Source organism: uncultured Tateyamaria sp., from assembly GCF_947494755.1.
GTDB lineage: Bacteria > Pseudomonadota > Alphaproteobacteria > Rhodobacterales > Rhodobacteraceae > Tateyamaria.
Genome location: NZ_CANLVZ010000013.1, coordinates 96,303 through 109,534, shown reverse-complemented (window position 1 = coordinate 109,534; position 13,232 = coordinate 96,303). Strand labels below are relative to the sequence as shown.

General features: G+C 62.3%; 20 protein-coding genes. 16 read left to right on the top strand and 4 right to left on the bottom strand.

Annotated features, from left to right (window positions below; translation table 11 throughout):
- The first annotated feature begins 178 nt into the window (after positions 1-178).
- Together Q0908_RS15835 and Q0908_RS15830 are read left to right on the top strand one after the other, a co-directional pair.
- On the top strand, positions 179-514 hold the full coding sequence (locus Q0908_RS15835; RefSeq protein ID WP_299286604.1) for a metalloregulator ArsR/SmtB family transcription factor: 336 nt from the start codon (positions 179-181) through the stop codon (positions 512-514).
- Between the two features lie 6 nt (positions 515-520).
- Positions 521-1,480 (top strand): glycosyltransferase family 61 protein, encoded by a 960-nt coding sequence (locus Q0908_RS15830; protein WP_299286601.1) that lies wholly within the window; start codon positions 521-523, stop codon positions 1,478-1,480.
- On the opposite strand, the gene Q0908_RS15825 is transcribed toward Q0908_RS15830, so the two are convergent.
- Positions 1,465-2,364: a DMT family transporter gene (locus Q0908_RS15825; RefSeq protein ID WP_299286598.1), complete on the bottom strand. Its 900-nt coding sequence runs from the start codon at positions 2,362-2,364 to the stop codon at positions 1,465-1,467. The genes Q0908_RS15830 and Q0908_RS15825 overlap by 16 nt on opposite strands.
- On the bottom strand, positions 2,361-3,242 hold the full coding sequence (locus tag Q0908_RS15820; RefSeq protein WP_299286595.1) for a LysR family transcriptional regulator: 882 nt from the start codon (positions 3,240-3,242) through the stop codon (positions 2,361-2,363). The genes Q0908_RS15825 and Q0908_RS15820 overlap by 4 nt, the downstream gene beginning before the upstream one ends.
- Positions 3,243-3,359: 117 nt before the next feature.
- Here Q0908_RS15820 and Q0908_RS15815 point away from each other — a divergent pair, with 117 nt between their 5' ends.
- From Q0908_RS15815 to bluB, 10 genes are all read left to right on the top strand, one after another.
- The gene (locus Q0908_RS15815; RefSeq protein ID WP_299286592.1) at positions 3,360-3,935 is read left to right on the top strand and encodes an NAD(P)H-dependent oxidoreductase; all 576 of its coding nucleotides are present in this window, start codon (positions 3,360-3,362) and stop codon (positions 3,933-3,935) included.
- A gap of 130 nt (positions 3,936-4,065) precedes the next feature.
- Positions 4,066-4,533: a hypothetical protein gene (locus Q0908_RS15810; RefSeq protein WP_299286589.1), complete on the top strand. Its 468-nt coding sequence runs from the start codon at positions 4,066-4,068 to the stop codon at positions 4,531-4,533.
- A 135-nt stretch (positions 4,534-4,668) separates the two neighbouring features.
- Positions 4,669-5,268, top strand: coding sequence for a hypothetical protein (locus Q0908_RS15805; RefSeq protein ID WP_299286586.1), 600 nt, complete (start codon positions 4,669-4,671; stop codon positions 5,266-5,268).
- Positions 5,269-5,500: 232 nt separating this feature from the next.
- The gene (gene ffh, locus Q0908_RS15800) at positions 5,501-7,000 is read left to right on the top strand and encodes a signal recognition particle protein (protein ID WP_299286583.1); all 1,500 of its coding nucleotides are present in this window, start codon (positions 5,501-5,503) and stop codon (positions 6,998-7,000) included.
- Positions 6,997-7,329: an NIPSNAP family protein gene (locus tag Q0908_RS15795; RefSeq protein WP_299286580.1), complete on the top strand. Its 333-nt coding sequence runs from the start codon at positions 6,997-6,999 to the stop codon at positions 7,327-7,329. Before ffh ends, Q0908_RS15795 begins: the two co-directional genes overlap by 4 nt.
- Complete coding sequence (locus Q0908_RS15790; protein WP_299286577.1) at positions 7,326-7,838, top strand: GNAT family N-acetyltransferase; 513 nt, start codon at positions 7,326-7,328, stop codon at positions 7,836-7,838. Before Q0908_RS15795 ends, Q0908_RS15790 begins: the two co-directional genes overlap by 4 nt.
- 61 nt (positions 7,839-7,899) lie before the next feature.
- Complete coding sequence (locus Q0908_RS15785) at positions 7,900-8,502, top strand: GNAT family N-acetyltransferase (RefSeq protein ID WP_299286574.1); 603 nt, start codon at positions 7,900-7,902, stop codon at positions 8,500-8,502.
- Positions 8,495-8,791, top strand: coding sequence for a chorismate mutase (locus tag Q0908_RS15780; protein ID WP_299286571.1), 297 nt, complete (start codon positions 8,495-8,497; stop codon positions 8,789-8,791). Before Q0908_RS15785 ends, Q0908_RS15780 begins: the two co-directional genes overlap by 8 nt.
- A 48-nt stretch (positions 8,792-8,839) precedes the next feature.
- Positions 8,840-9,253 carry a 30S ribosomal protein S16 gene (gene rpsP, locus Q0908_RS15775; RefSeq protein ID WP_299286568.1) on the top strand — a complete coding sequence of 138 codons (414 nt, stop codon included), beginning with the start codon at positions 8,840-8,842 and terminating at the stop codon, positions 9,251-9,253.
- A gap of 14 nt (positions 9,254-9,267) precedes the next feature.
- Positions 9,268-9,897, top strand: a complete 630-nt coding sequence (gene bluB / locus Q0908_RS15770) for a 5,6-dimethylbenzimidazole synthase (protein ID WP_299286565.1) — start codon at positions 9,268-9,270, stop codon at positions 9,895-9,897.
- On the opposite strand, the gene Q0908_RS15765 is transcribed toward bluB, so the two are convergent.
- Both Q0908_RS15765 and Q0908_RS15760 read right to left on the bottom strand, forming a co-directional pair.
- The gene (locus Q0908_RS15765) at positions 9,894-10,211 is read right to left on the bottom strand and encodes a multidrug efflux SMR transporter (protein WP_299286562.1); all 318 of its coding nucleotides are present in this window, start codon (positions 10,209-10,211) and stop codon (positions 9,894-9,896) included. The two genes, bluB and Q0908_RS15765, sit on opposite strands and share 4 nt — an antisense overlap.
- A 114-nt stretch (positions 10,212-10,325) precedes the next feature.
- Positions 10,326-10,787: a GNAT family N-acetyltransferase gene (locus Q0908_RS15760; protein ID WP_299286559.1), complete on the bottom strand. Its 462-nt coding sequence runs from the start codon at positions 10,785-10,787 to the stop codon at positions 10,326-10,328.
- Between the two features lie 300 nt (positions 10,788-11,087).
- On the opposite strand from Q0908_RS15760, the gene Q0908_RS15755 reads away from it, so the two are divergent.
- The 4 genes from Q0908_RS15755 (at position 11,088) to Q0908_RS15740 (ending at position 13,083) form a co-directional block, all read left to right on the top strand.
- Positions 11,088-11,225 carry a hypothetical protein gene (locus tag Q0908_RS15755; RefSeq protein WP_299286556.1) on the top strand — a complete coding sequence of 46 codons (138 nt, stop codon included), beginning with the start codon at positions 11,088-11,090 and terminating at the stop codon, positions 11,223-11,225.
- The gene (rimM, locus tag Q0908_RS15750; RefSeq protein ID WP_299286553.1) at positions 11,218-11,724 is read left to right on the top strand and encodes a ribosome maturation factor RimM; all 507 of its coding nucleotides are present in this window, start codon (positions 11,218-11,220) and stop codon (positions 11,722-11,724) included. The genes Q0908_RS15755 and rimM overlap by 8 nt, the downstream gene beginning before the upstream one ends.
- 29 nt (positions 11,725-11,753) lie before the next feature.
- Positions 11,754-12,545 carry a tRNA (guanosine(37)-N1)-methyltransferase TrmD gene (gene trmD, locus Q0908_RS15745; protein WP_299286550.1) on the top strand — a complete coding sequence of 264 codons (792 nt, stop codon included), beginning with the start codon at positions 11,754-11,756 and terminating at the stop codon, positions 12,543-12,545.
- 70 nt (positions 12,546-12,615) lie between these two features.
- Complete coding sequence (locus tag Q0908_RS15740) at positions 12,616-13,083, top strand: hypothetical protein (protein ID WP_299286547.1); 468 nt, start codon at positions 12,616-12,618, stop codon at positions 13,081-13,083.
- The last annotated feature ends 149 nt before the right edge of the window (positions 13,084-13,232 follow it).

Genomic DNA, 13,232 nt, shown 5'->3' with positions numbered 1-13,232 from the left:
GGGCAACACCCCCGAAAGGCACCGCCCTCCCCCCACTCAGCCCCCATATCGCGCGCGATATCGGACTCACCCCAAGCGAGGTGGAGCGTTTGCGTCATCGCTGGCCATCCCAGTCCACGCGCCACCCCTATCTTTGACAGGCTTTTCACCGGGCGGTCAGCGGCCTATGACTACGCCTATGTCCCAGTCTCTCGATACCACGTTCTCTGCCCTTGCCGACCCCACGCGCCGCGCGATCCTGTCGATGTTGCTTGAGGATGATATGGCCGTCACGGATGTCGCTGACCCGTTCGAGATGTCGCTGGCTGCGATTTCGAAACACCTGACCATCCTGACCCGTGCGGGCCTGATCGCGCAGGAAAAGCGGGGACGGGTCAAGTGGTGCAAGCTGCAACCCGACGCGATGCGGGCCGCCTCGGTCTGGATGCAGGGGTTTGGTCAGTTCGAGCCGGTGAACCTTGATGCGTTCGAGCGGTTTCTGGCCACCGAATTTCCCGACACTCCCGGCAGCTAGGCCCGGATGACCCCCCTGCCCGACACGCTGCCGACACCGCGCATTCGCATTGTGCGCAACGCGCTTGTGCTGCCAGCCGACGACACAGCCCAATCGGCCCATGGCGTCTATGATCGCGCGGGCGGGTTTGCGCCCCTGTCTCAGACCCGCATGTCACGCGACCGGATCAGCGGGGTGCCCGAGTGGGTCGAGGCCACGGATCATCTGCCCGGAACCCACCTTTATGCAGGTTTGGGGCGGCGCCATTTCGGACACTTCCTGATCGAGACCATGGCGCGGATCTGGGCGCTTGAGCGCAGTGACCGCAAAGTCGATGGCGTGGTGGCCCCCCAACTGCCCGGCTCCAGTCTGCAATGGGCGTTGTCGCGGCATCTGCGCCCCGTCTCTGATCGGCTATGCGATGGCTTGCCGGTCCGTGCCATTGCCGAGCCGACGCGGGTTGAGCGGTTGATGCTGCCCACCCAAGGTTTTGGGCATGGCCCATGGATCACCGGCACGCCGGAATTTCGCAGCTATGTCATGGCGCGGTTCGCGGATGTGCGCCCCAACGGGCCGGAACGGCTCTACCTCACACGCAACATGCTGACGGCCAAGTCCAAACAGGTCGATCAGGAAGACGCCATCGAAGTGATGATGACAGATGCAGGATACGAGATATTTGCTCCCGAAACGCACAGTTTCGAAGAGCAATGCGCCCGCTTGAAGGCTGCCCGTTTCGTGGTGGGTGCAGATGGCAGCGCCTTTCACCTTGCGCCGTTTGTGCTGCAATCGGGTGCGCGGGCTGCGATCTATTTGCGGCGCAACCGGCCTGAAATGCTGACACTGCTTGGCGCGCAGATGCAGGCATTTGCGGGTATCACACCGGCCTTGATCGATCCACGGGTGCGCCCATACGGTCAACGCACCCCAAGCCCGCTTGACCTTGCGGCCCTCAAGACCAGCCTGTCAGATCACGGCATGCTCTGACGTTGGCTGTCATCCCGCAGCAGCAAGAGCAGCGCGATGATCGTCAACCCGATGCCCCCGAACACCAAGCCGCTTGGCACCGGGTTCCCAAGCGCGATTTGCCAGCAGATCACCCAGCTTGGCGTGAGGTAGGTATAGGCCATGACTTTGGCACTGGGCAGGCGCAGGGTCGCAAATTGCAGCAGCACGAAAGTGGCCGCGGACGCAAAGACTGCAATGTAAACCAGCGTGATCCAGACGATGGGTGGCAAGGCCACCCAATCGGTCGCGATGATGTCGGACCAGCCATAGATCACCAGCACCAACACCCCGGCAAGCAATGTGCCAAAGGTGAAGACGACCGCAGGCTCGCCCCTGTTCAGCTTGCGGATCATGGGGGTGTAGATCGCATGCGCAATGCAGCCCACGAAATAGATGACCTCGCCCCGGCCCACCTCGAACGCGAGCAAGGCCGAGATGTCAGCGCGAAAGATCACCCAAAGCGCGCCCGCCGCGCCAATGGCCAGCGCAAGCGCCATACGTGGGGTCGTGACCTGTGCCAGCAACAGCCAGCCGAACAGACCGGCTAGGATAGGCGTCAGGGTAAACACCGCCGCCGCGCTGACCGGCGGCGCAGTTTTTAGCCCCTCGAACATCAACACGAAATAGACGGAGAACAGCGCGCCCAGCACCAGATACCGCCAGGGCGCGCGCAAGGCCGACCGGGTCATCCCGCCCGTGGCCAGCACCGCAGTCCCGATCACGCAGGCCGCAATCGCAAACCGGGCCGCATTCAGCGCGGCTGGTTCGATCTCGTTCGCAGCGAGTGACCCGAGCGCAAAGGACCCGGCCACAAGGGCCGAGAAACACAGCATCGCAGCATGGCCCCACAGCGCCGGGCTCACAGAACTTGCCAGTCCTTTGAGGTGTCTTTGAGGAACGTCAGGAACGCCTGCACCTTGTTAGTGCGGTGCAGATCGACGTGGGTGACGAGCCACAGCGGCGATGACCAATCCTCACGCGGGGTCATGATTTCGATCAGATCGGGATTGGCACGCGCCTCCATCACCGGCAAGAATCCGATGCCCGCACCGGCCAGCACCGCCTGCTCCAGCGCGCGCACGTCGGTGGAGCGGAAGGTGATGTCTTCTGCACGCACCTGCGCGCGCAGCCACTTGTGAAAGGGCGCGCGGTTGTCTTCGGCGTCATGGCTGACGAAACGGTGCCCCGAACAGCCCTCGATTTGTTGGGGGTGCCCGTGGGCGGCCACATAGGTCTTGGTCGCGTAAAGCCCCATGGATTGGCGGACAAAAGGTTGCACCACATTGTCAGGTTGATCCGGCGCGGTCCCGGCCCGGATCGCCACATGCGCCTCGCCGTATTCAAGGCGAAACAGGCGATCCCCGGTCAGGTAGCGCACAATGACATCCGGATGGGCCTGCTGAAACGCGGTCAGCACAGGGGCCATGCGCGGGGCCATCGCAACAAGTGAGGTGACGACCAATTCACCCGAAACCTCGGTGCCGCGCCCCTTGATCCGCCCCACCAACTGGCTGAACTGGTCATCAGTGGCCTGCGCAACCCGAAACAGATCATCGCCGGCCTCGGTCGGAGTGTAGCCCCGGGCGTGACGTTGGAACAGCTTCACCCCCAGCCGATTTTCCAGCGCATCAATGTGGCGGATGACGGTGGCATGGTGGACACCCAACATCTCGGCTGCACCGCTGACGGTGCCCATGCGCGCGACCTGATATGCCGTCTTGATCTCGTCCCAATTGTCCATGCCCAACCTCATGTGCAAATCCAAACAGATGCCGTTGAGTTTCAGGAATTGCGTTCGAATTTGCAAGGGTCAAGTATTGTCCTATCCAGACACCACTCCTGATGAAAGAGACCCGGCATGACCATTCTGCACATAGACAGCTCCGCCCGCACCGAAGGCTCCGTCAGCCGCGACCTCAGCGCCCGCATCGTGGCCCAGCTTGGCGGCGGTGACGTGATCCGCCGCGACCTGACCGAAGCCCTGCCGCTGATTGATGAGGCATGGATCGGGTCGGCCTGGACCCCGAAGGAGGACCGCGACCCGGTGCAGCGCGACAAGCTTTCGCTGTCCGAAACCCTGATCGCCGAATTGCGCGCCGCCGACACCGTCGTCATCGGCTCGCCAATCTACAACTTTTCGGTTCCGGCCGCCCTGAAGGCATGGATCGACCTCGTGGCCCGTGCGGGCGAGACGTTCAAATACACCGGAAACGGCCCCGTCGGTCTGCTTGAGGGCAAACGCGCCATCCTCGCCTTTGCCTCGGGCGGGACGGCTGTGGGCAGCGATATCGATTTCGCCACCGGCTATCTCAAGCACATCATGGGTTTCATCGGCATCCACGATGTCGAGATCGTCGCTGCTGACCGCGTGATGGCCCAGGGCGAAGAAGCGATTGCCGAAGCGAATGCGCAAATCGACAAGCTCGCGGCCTAACGGCTTCTATCCACCACCACTCACGACCAAACGCGCCGGGTGCAGTCTGCATCCGGCGCGTTTTTCATTGCCCGTCGTGCTGTCGCATCCCGCTGGACGCCGCGCCATCCCGCTGGCTAGGATCGCGGCCATGACGATCCTGCGCAACATGCCCGGCCAGTTGGTGCTCGCCCACGCCCCATGGGTGCTGGGCGGTGGGCTGATCGTGTGCATCATCGCGTGTGCTGCCGCCGGGCTTGCTCTGCTGGCGCAGGGCGAGGTCGTGGGGCTGGCCACCGTGGCGGCTGGTGCGGGCGTGCCCTTGGGTATCTTCGCGCTGGCGATCAAACGCGATCAGGTGATCTTTGATGCAAGCACCGGCACCGCGACCGTACAGCGGCGCACCCTGCTCGGGTACCGCTCCGCCACCTTCCCGCTCGATACGGTGCGTCGCGCCGAGGTCGAGGCATTTTCCGACACCACACGCCCGACGCTGACCTTTCATGACGCGACACCAGCCTATCCGCTGATCGAAGCCTATGTGGGGGGCAATGGCCCGCACAACGCGGCGGATGCGATCAATGACTGGCTGCGCAGCTACAAGCGCCTCTCGGCCTGAATTAAAACCGCACTCAAGCCAAGGCGCGGCGCAAGACGTTCCGACAAAAAGTCCCCCCCCTTTCGAATAATAGTCCGCACGCCCGTGTTTCCTCTTCAGACCGGAACTCAAAACATCTGAAAACACGAGGACGACATGGAAAAGATTGATGGCATCAGTTACCCCGACACCCCGATTGAAATTCTGGCAGACCCGCATCTGGGTCCGATGTTCCGGGCCTACCTCAAAAAGAAGGGCACCGAAGAGAAGTACATCTTCCTCGATGCCGTTGCGAAAAAACGCGATCCGAAATCCCAGTTTAAACTCTTCTTCGAGGACGGCGCGAAATATCCCGTCAACGCCTCGTCCGACGCGCTGGTCGCGGCCAAACGGCTTGGCAAAGCCAAGGACTGGACGTCGAAAGAGTGGAAGCGCGTCTATGACACAGCCATTGCCGACACGGATTCCATGTTGGGCAATGAGTTCCAGATCACCTTTTTCACAAAGGACCCAGCCTTCAAAGCGCATCACGTCTTCATGCTGGAAAAGCAGATGTACCGCAAAAATTATCCTGGCCTGATGGCGGAACTGGGCGTGACCGACAAGAAGGCCCTCGCCAATGTGGCTGCCATGCTGAAGGCTGACAAGAAATCGGACGGGCCACGCTCCGCCAAGGCATACGTGAAGAAGAACAAGATCAAGATGAAGGCAAACGAGGCGATCAAGAAAATCAAGAAGGCCTTCAAGATCTCCTGACGCAGCATGGGGGCGCAGACGCCCCCCCGACGCTTGACTCGCGCCGCGCTCTTGCGTAATCGGCGCACAACATCCGGAAGCATCACAGTTTCCGGTCCCTTGGGATCACCCGGGATCGCCCTCCGTCAGCGCGTTGCGCCCACGGGGGTGATTTTCGTTTGCTGCCTTGGGATCATCACCGCCTGACCCTACGTTCAGGTCAACGTCAACGCCTCGCACAGGAGCATGGCCCATGTTTGAAAATCTATCCGAACGCCTCTCCGGTGTCTTTGACCGGCTGACGAAACAGGGCGCGCTGTCCGAGGAGGACGTGAAAACAGCCCTGCGCGAAGTGCGCGTCGCCCTGCTTGAGGCGGATGTGTCACTGCCCGTGGCCCGCGATTTCGTCAAAGCGGTGCAGGAACAGGCGACCGGACAGGCTGTCACCAAATCGATCACCCCCGGCCAGCAGGTCGTCAAGATCGTGCACGACGCGCTGATCGACACGCTTAAAGGCGAAGGCGAGCCCGGCGCGCTGAAAATCGACAGCCCCCCCGCCCCGATCCTGATGGTTGGCCTGCAAGGGGGTGGTAAGACGACAACCACCGCCAAACTCGCCAAACGTCTGACCGAGCGCGAAGGCAAGCGCGTGCTGATGGCGTCCCTTGACGTGAACCGCCCCGCCGCGATGGAACAGCTCGCCATCCTCGGCACCCAAATCGGCGTCGACACCCTGCCTATCATCAAGGGCGAAGACCCCGTCGCCATCGCCAAGCGCGCCAAGACCCAAGCCAGCATGGGCGGCTATGACGTCTACATGCTCGACACCGCCGGACGCCTGTCCATCGACGAAGAGTTGATGGCGCAGGTCGAGGCCGTGCGCGATGTGGCCAACCCGCGCGAGACGATCCTCGTGGTCGATGGCCTCACCGGGCAGGACGCTGTGAACACGGCGCAGAACTTCGACGACCGCATCGGAATTTCCGGCGTCGTGCTGACGCGGATGGACGGCGATGGGCGCGGCGGTGCGGCCCTGTCGATGCGGGCCGTCACCGGCAAGCCGATCAAGTTCGTTGGCCTTGGCGAAAAGATGGACGCGCTCGAAACCTTCGAGCCCGAGCGGATCGCGGGCCGCATCCTTGGGATGGGCGATATCGTGGCCCTCGTCGAAAAGGCGCAGGACACGATCGAGGCCGAACAGGCCGAGCGCATGATGAAGCGTATGGCCAAGGGTCAGTTCAACATGAACGACCTGCGCATGCAGCTTGAACAGATGCTCAAGATGGGCGGCATGGAAGGGATGATGGGCATGATGCCCGGCATGGGCAAGATGGCCAAACAGGTGCAGGACGCAGGCTTTGACGACAAGATCCTCAAGCAGCAGATCGCCATGATCGGCTCCATGACCAAGAAAGAGCGTGCCAACCCGCAAATCCTGCAAGCCAGCCGCAAAAAGCGGATCGCGCGCGGGTCTGGCATGGAGGTGAGCGACCTTAACAAGCTGCTCAAGATGCACCGCCAGATGTCGGACATGATGAAGAAGCTTGGCAAGGGCAAAGGCGGAATGATGAAAAAGGCGCTTGCGGGCATGATGGGCGGCAAGGGCGGGATGCCGGACATGGGCGGCATGGATCAGAAACAGCTTGAGGCGGCGGCCAAGCAGTTGGGCGGCAAGATGCCCGGCGGGATGCCCGGTCTGGGCGGCGGCATGGGCCTGCCCCCGGGCCTGTCGGGGTTCGGCAAAAAGAAATGATAACGGCGACGATTACATATGTGATCGACCCGTCAAAGGTCGCGGCGTTCGAGGTCTACGCACGGGCGTGGATCCACCTCGTGAACCGGATGGGCGGCACCCATCACGGCTATTTCCTGCCGCATGAGGGGGCCAACAACAAGGCGTGGGCAATGTTCTCTTTCCCCTCGCTGGCGGCCTACGAAGACTACCGGCACGCCATGGCCGAGGACGCGGAGTGCCAGCGGGCTTACCGGCATGCGCAAGACACCGGCTGTATCCTCAGCTATGATCGCACCTTCACCCGTCCCGTTCTGAGCGGTGCCTCGGTTGAGGAGCTTGGCCTGTGATCCCCACGCTCACCACCGACCGGCTGACGCTGCGCGCGCCTGAGCGGCGCGATTTTGACGCCTACGCCGCGATGCTGGCCGATCCGCGCACGTCCTATATGGGCGGACCCTTCGGGCGCGCACAGGCCTGGGCCGAATTCAACCAGATCATCGCCGCCTGGCATCTGGACGGCGCGGGCGGTTGGATCATCACCGACGGCACCGACACACTGCTCGGTGAAATCTTCGTCACGCAGAACCAGCATTTCCCCGAGCCCGAACTGGGCTGGACCCTGACACGCGACGCCGAAGGGCACGGATATGCGCAGGAAGCCGCGCGCGCGGTCCTCGCTTGGTACTGGGCCAACACGGACGCCACCACGCTGGTCAGCTACGTCACACCAACCAATGCCCGCTCCGCCGTGCTGGCCGAGAAACTGGGCGCGCACCCCGACGATGACGCGCCACGGCCCGATGGTGAAAACGCTCAGGACACGACAGTCTACCGGCACATGCGGGGTGCTGCATGATCCCTTCATCTTGCCGGACAAACTCCCCCCGGAGGGCCGATCAGCCACGCGGGGCAACGCCATGACGCTCTTGCGCATCCCCGTGATCGAAACCAACCGGCTCGCCCTGCGCGGACCGCAGCCGGAGGATTACCCGGACTTCAAGGCGACGTTCGTATCCTACCGCTCGCGTTTCATGGGCGGGCCGCTCAATGCCTATGAGGCGTGGATGCTCTATGCCGCCGAGATCGGGCATTGGGAGATCCGCGGCTTCGGCATGTGGATGATCCACGACAAGAACACTGGCGAAACATTCGGCATGGCCGGGGGGTGGCAGCCAGCGAAATGGCCCGAGCGCGAAATCGCGTGGATCATCTGGCCCGACAAGGGCGGCAAGGGCTACGCGCTCGAGGCGACACATGCGGTGCGCAAGCACTACTACGCCAACGGATGGGACACCGCCGTCAGCTATATCGATCCCAAGAACCTCGACAGCATCCGGCTGGCCGAACGGCTCGGGGCGGTCCGGGACGCGGACGCACCCACCATCGACGGCTCGGACGCGGTCTATCGCCACCCCGACCCGGCCGCGTTGCAAAACAGCCAGCTTGCGCATGGGATCGAAATGGAAATCGGGCACTACGCCAATCCAATGTTCAAACCGAAAGGATGGGCCCTTGACTGATGCAACCACCCGCGCCGCCGAGGTGCTCAGGGAACACCGCAAAAGCATCGACCGGCTCGATGCGATCCTCGTCTACACGCTTGGCGAGCGGTTCAAACACACGATGGCCGTGGGGAAACTCAAGGCCGCACACGACCTTCCACCGTCCGATCCGACCCGCGAACGGGACCAGATCGCACGGCTCGAAGCTATGGCGACCGAGGCCGAACTCGACCCCGAATTCGCCAAGAAGTTCCTGAACTTCATCATCGCTGAAGTCATTCAGCACCACAAAAGTCACCAATCGTAAGGCGGGGGTGTCCCCCGCCAACCTCAAGAAACCAAAAGGAAATACACCATGTCCATGAAAATTCGTCTCGCCCGCGGCGGCTCCAAGAAACGCCCCTTTTACCGCATCGTGGCCGCCGACAGCCGCATGCCGCGCGATGGTCGCTACATCGAAAAACTCGGAACATATAACCCGCTGCTGCCCAAAGACAGCGAAGAACGCGTCAAGATGAACATGGAGCGTGTGCAATACTGGCTCGGCGAGGGCGCACAGCCCACAGACCGGATCGCACGCATGCTCGAAGCCGCTGACGTGCTGCCCAAGAAAGAGCGCGCCAACCTGAAAAAAGGCGCACCCGGCAAGAAAGCCCAAGAGCGTGCAGAAGAGAAAGCCGCCAAGGCCGCAGCCGCCGCCGAAGCTGCCGCAGCACCCGCCGAAGAGGCCCCCGCCGAGGACGCCCCTGCCGAAGAAACCACAGAGTAAGCAGGACACGCGCGATGGATGCCTTTTCCCAAGACTTCCGCCGCGACCTTGCCTATCTGATGGCATGGCGGCGCGATGTGCGCCGCTTTCGCACCGATCCCGTGGACGAGGCAGTGCTGATGCGCTGCCTCGACACGTTTCGACTGGCCCCCTCCGTGGGTTTGTCAGAACCCTGGCGGGTGATCCGGGTCCAAAGCCCACAGACCCGCGCCACAGCTCTCGACAATTACCGCGCGGCAAATGCGAATGCTCTTGCGGGTTATGAGGGCGATCAGGCCGCCAGATACAGCCAACTCAAACTCTCCGGAATGGAGCAGGCCCCCGAACACATCGCTGTGTTTTGCGATGACGCCACAACCAAAGGTCACGGCCTTGGTGCGGGTACCATGCCCGAAATGCGCCGCTATTCCGTGGTCGGGGCCATCGCGCTGATGTGGCTCACGGCACGGGCCGAAGGGCTGGGCGTGGGGTGGGTGTCGATCCTCGATCCCGACCGGCTGACCCGCGATCTCGATGTGCCGGACACTTGGTCGCTTGTCGCCTATCTCTGCATCGGCTGGCCCGAAGCCAATTCCGAAACACCCGAGCTTGAAACCAAAGGCTGGGAAGATCGGCGCGGCTCAGTTCCCATCGAGATCCGCTAGCCGGCTGAGATCTTCAGCCCCGCCACGCCAGCCACGATGGCCAGCGCCGAGACGACCTTGAGCGGCGTTAGCGCCTCGCCCAGAAACCCATATCCCAACGCCACAGTCCCAAGCGTGCCCACCGCCGTCCAGATCGGATAGGCCACACTGACGGGCAAATCGCGCAAGGCCAGCGTCAGAAAGCCAATCCCTGCGATCACCGCAACAACCGTGATCAGGCTGGCGCGCAGGTTGGTGAACCCTTCGGAATATTTCATCGACATCGCGAAGGTAACTTCGAAAACAGCCGCCAGCCCCAGATAAAACCATGCCATCGCCGACCTTCTCCTACAATTGGAACCAAGTGGTTCAGAACTAAGGTGAACAGGACGGAGAGGCAAGCCCCAATGTGCCCGGGGGCAAGGATCGCCCCTGCCCCCGGCCTTGGATCAGGTCAGCGTTTTGATGAACGTGACCTTGTCTTCGTCCGGGCCGAAAAAACCCGGGATCGTCGCGACATGCGTGCACCCCCGCGCCGCATAGAAACGGCGGGCGCGGGCCTGATCCTCGGTCTGGGTCGTGTCGATCACCAGTAATCGGGCGTCACCCAATGCGGCCTCAACAGCGGCCAGCAGCGCAGTGCCCGCCCCCGATCCGTGCACCGCAGGGTCCGTGGCGATGGCGCGCAGGTTCCACGTGCCTTGGGTCATCGCCTCGGGTTGTGCAAAGGCGAAGCCGACGGGCGTGTCATACTTGCACACCACCCGCCAGATATCGTCGCCTTCCCCCGTCAGTGCAGGGGCCATCATGTCGCCCAACATCTCACCCGGAAACAGCGTCGCATCGGCGATCACTGCAAGGGCAGGAATGTCGGAGGTGCGCGCATCGCGCGTTTCGTATAGGTCTGGCATTGGCCATCCTCTTGATAGGTTATGTCATTTCAGAAGTGTTGCGGCCATTCGGCCAGCCTGTCGCTCGGGCACAAAAACAGGGCCGCTCAGGCAGCCATCTGTCATCCTCATCGCCATCTGGTCTTAGATGGCTGGGCAGGTGCCCAACGTCACAAACATGAATACTCCGATGCCACACCCCATGGTGCAGCGCGCTTTCAGCGTCGCGCGATGGTGCTGTCTTTGCAACCCCGCTCTGGACAAGAGCCCTGTTGGTAGCGCAAATGCACTGGCTCGTCTCCGCCATATCAAAGGGCGCTCATGTTCGGCCTGTTTCGCACCGCAATCCTTGTTCTGATCGCCTTTTTGGCGGGATTGATGTTTGAACGCAGTGGCGTGGCAGATGCCTGCGACGGGATGGGCGGGATCATGCGCGAAGGAATGTGCTGGAATGAGTGAAGGGCGGATTTGTGTCGGGGCCATCAGCGGCGCCTACGGGGTGCAGGGCGAAGTGCGGATCAAATCCTTTTGCGCCCAGCCTGACGACATCGAAAGCTACAGCCCCCTCACGACCGAGGACGGTGCGCGCAGCTTTGCGCTCGCCCTGATCCGCCCCATGAAAAACGGCTTTGTCGCGCGGATCGCAGATGTGGCGACCAAAGAACAGGCCGACGCGCTCAAGGGTGTGCAACTGTTCGCCGCGCGCGATCAACTGCCCAACCTGCCGGATGATGAATACTACTATACGGACCTTGTCGGGATCGAAGTGTTTGATACTGGCGGCACATCGCTTGGCCATGTGAAGTCCGTGCAGAACCACGGGGCGGCTGATCTGCTTGAAATTCACCGAGCTGATGCGACGGCCACTGTGCTTCTGCCCTTTACCCAAGCTGCTGTACCCACCGTCGATCTGGCCAGCCGCCGCATCATCGCTGACCCGCCCGAGGGCTTGTTTTAACGCCTTGCAGGACAGGACGGCCTTGCCCCATGACCACCTCCAAGCCCAAATCGCATGGCCGCAAGTCCATTCGTCCGACGCTGACACCGACCTCGCTGATGGACGAAACGCCGGACCTTGTTGGGATCTGGCAAGCGCGGGTCGTGACGCTGTTTCCGGATACCTTTCCCGGCGTGCTTGGGGCCTCACTGACCGGCAAGGCGCTGCAAGAGGGCAAGTGGCAACTCCACACCCATGACCTGCGCGCCCATGGGGTCGGCAAGCACCGCAATGTTGACGACACACCCGCAGGGGGCGGCGCAGGCATGGTGCTGCGCGCCGATGTGGTGGGCGCAGCATTGGCCGAGGCGCAAGCCCACGCCCGCGGACGCTGGCCGATCCTTTATATGTCGCCGCGTGGACGCCCCTTTGATCAGGGAATGGCCCGCGATCTGGCTCGCTGTGATGGGGTAACGATGCTATGCGGGCGGTTTGAAGGCGTGGATGAACGGGTGCTCGACGAGTTCGGGGTGACCGAAGTCTCCATTGGCGATTTCGTGATGACGGGTGGTGAGATTGCCGCCCAAGCCATGCTGGATGCGACCGTGCGCCTGCTGCCGGGCGTGCTTGGCAATGCCGAAAGCGCGGTCGAGGAAAGCCACTCGAATGGCCTGCTCGAACATCCGCAATATACCCGGCCCGCCACATGGGAGGGACGCGACATCCCCGAGGTTCTGATGTCGGGCAATCACGGCAAGATCAAAGCATGGCGGCAAGAGCAGTCCGAATCCCTGACGCAAGCGCGCCGCCCCGACCTGTGGGCCAAACGCACCACAAAATGATCCACAGACTACGTCCATAGTTCCGCCCCATTTGACCTGTATCCCGATGCCACCAGATCAAAGGTGACTCATGACGACAGACACGACAGATATCCCTCAACCTGCGCGCACCCGCATGGGCATTGCAGGATTTGTGCTGGGTGGACTGGCGTTGCTTGTCGTCGTGATCAGCTTTGTCGGCGGCCCCTTCGCACCCCAAAACACGGTCGGCGTGACCTTGGGCGACATCGCCGCCGAGGCGGGCAAGGCGACCTTGCGCAATTGGCTGGGAATGGAACAGCCCGGCCCTGAACCCGTCCCATGGACAATCGACCGCACGCTGTGGCTGGTCGGCGTGGTGCTGGGCGTCATCGCGGCCCTCTGTGGCGCGGCCGCGCTGTTGCTGCGCGAACGGCGCGATATCGCGCTCTGGGCGCTCGGGCTCGGGGTCAGCGCGGTGGCGCTGCAATTCATCGCATCGGCCTTGATGCTGATCGTCGGGGCAATGATCCTTTGCGCCTTGATCTACAGCTTCGGTGACTTTCTGAACTTCGGGTAAAGTCTGCTTGATCGGCGCGCCGATCCCTCCTATACCCCGCCCATTCCGACTCGGGGCCTTTCGCTGCGGGCGGACCTTTTGTGCTGTAATGCCTTCTTCGGCATGATCAGGCGGCGCGACAGGAACAGCAAGGAAATGATGACCCTATC

What these genes read in the sequence shown, in the direction of transcription:
- Q0908_RS15835 (WP_299286604.1), top strand. Translation starts at nt 179, where the DNA reads ATGTCCCAGTCTCTCGATACCACGTTCTCTGCCCTTGCCGACCCCACG.
- Q0908_RS15830 (WP_299286601.1), top strand. Translation starts at nt 521, where the DNA reads ATGACCCCCCTGCCCGACACGCTGCCGACACCGCGCATTCGCATTGTG.
- Q0908_RS15820 (WP_299286595.1), bottom strand. Translation starts at nt 3,242, where the DNA reads ATGGACAATTGGGACGAGATCAAGACGGCATATCAGGTCGCGCGCATG.
- Q0908_RS15815 (WP_299286592.1), top strand. Translation starts at nt 3,360, where the DNA reads ATGACCATTCTGCACATAGACAGCTCCGCCCGCACCGAAGGCTCCGTC.
- Q0908_RS15810 (WP_299286589.1), top strand. Translation starts at nt 4,066, where the DNA reads ATGACGATCCTGCGCAACATGCCCGGCCAGTTGGTGCTCGCCCACGCC.
- Q0908_RS15805 (WP_299286586.1), top strand. Translation starts at nt 4,669, where the DNA reads ATGGAAAAGATTGATGGCATCAGTTACCCCGACACCCCGATTGAAATT.
- ffh (WP_299286583.1), top strand. Translation starts at nt 5,501, where the DNA reads ATGTTTGAAAATCTATCCGAACGCCTCTCCGGTGTCTTTGACCGGCTG.
- Q0908_RS15795 (WP_299286580.1), top strand. Translation starts at nt 6,997, where the DNA reads ATGATAACGGCGACGATTACATATGTGATCGACCCGTCAAAGGTCGCG.
- Q0908_RS15785 (WP_299286574.1), top strand. Translation starts at nt 7,900, where the DNA reads ATGACGCTCTTGCGCATCCCCGTGATCGAAACCAACCGGCTCGCCCTG.
- rpsP (WP_299286568.1), top strand. Translation starts at nt 8,840, where the DNA reads ATGTCCATGAAAATTCGTCTCGCCCGCGGCGGCTCCAAGAAACGCCCC.
- bluB (WP_299286565.1), top strand. Translation starts at nt 9,268, where the DNA reads ATGGATGCCTTTTCCCAAGACTTCCGCCGCGACCTTGCCTATCTGATG.
- Q0908_RS15765 (WP_299286562.1), bottom strand. Translation starts at nt 10,211, where the DNA reads ATGGCATGGTTTTATCTGGGGCTGGCGGCTGTTTTCGAAGTTACCTTC.
- Q0908_RS15760 (WP_299286559.1), bottom strand. Translation starts at nt 10,787, where the DNA reads ATGCCAGACCTATACGAAACGCGCGATGCGCGCACCTCCGACATTCCT.
- Q0908_RS15755 (WP_299286556.1), top strand. Translation starts at nt 11,088, where the DNA reads ATGTTCGGCCTGTTTCGCACCGCAATCCTTGTTCTGATCGCCTTTTTG.
- rimM (WP_299286553.1), top strand. Translation starts at nt 11,218, where the DNA reads ATGAGTGAAGGGCGGATTTGTGTCGGGGCCATCAGCGGCGCCTACGGG.
- trmD (WP_299286550.1), top strand. Translation starts at nt 11,754, where the DNA reads ATGACCACCTCCAAGCCCAAATCGCATGGCCGCAAGTCCATTCGTCCG.
- Q0908_RS15740 (WP_299286547.1), top strand. Translation starts at nt 12,616, where the DNA reads ATGACGACAGACACGACAGATATCCCTCAACCTGCGCGCACCCGCATG.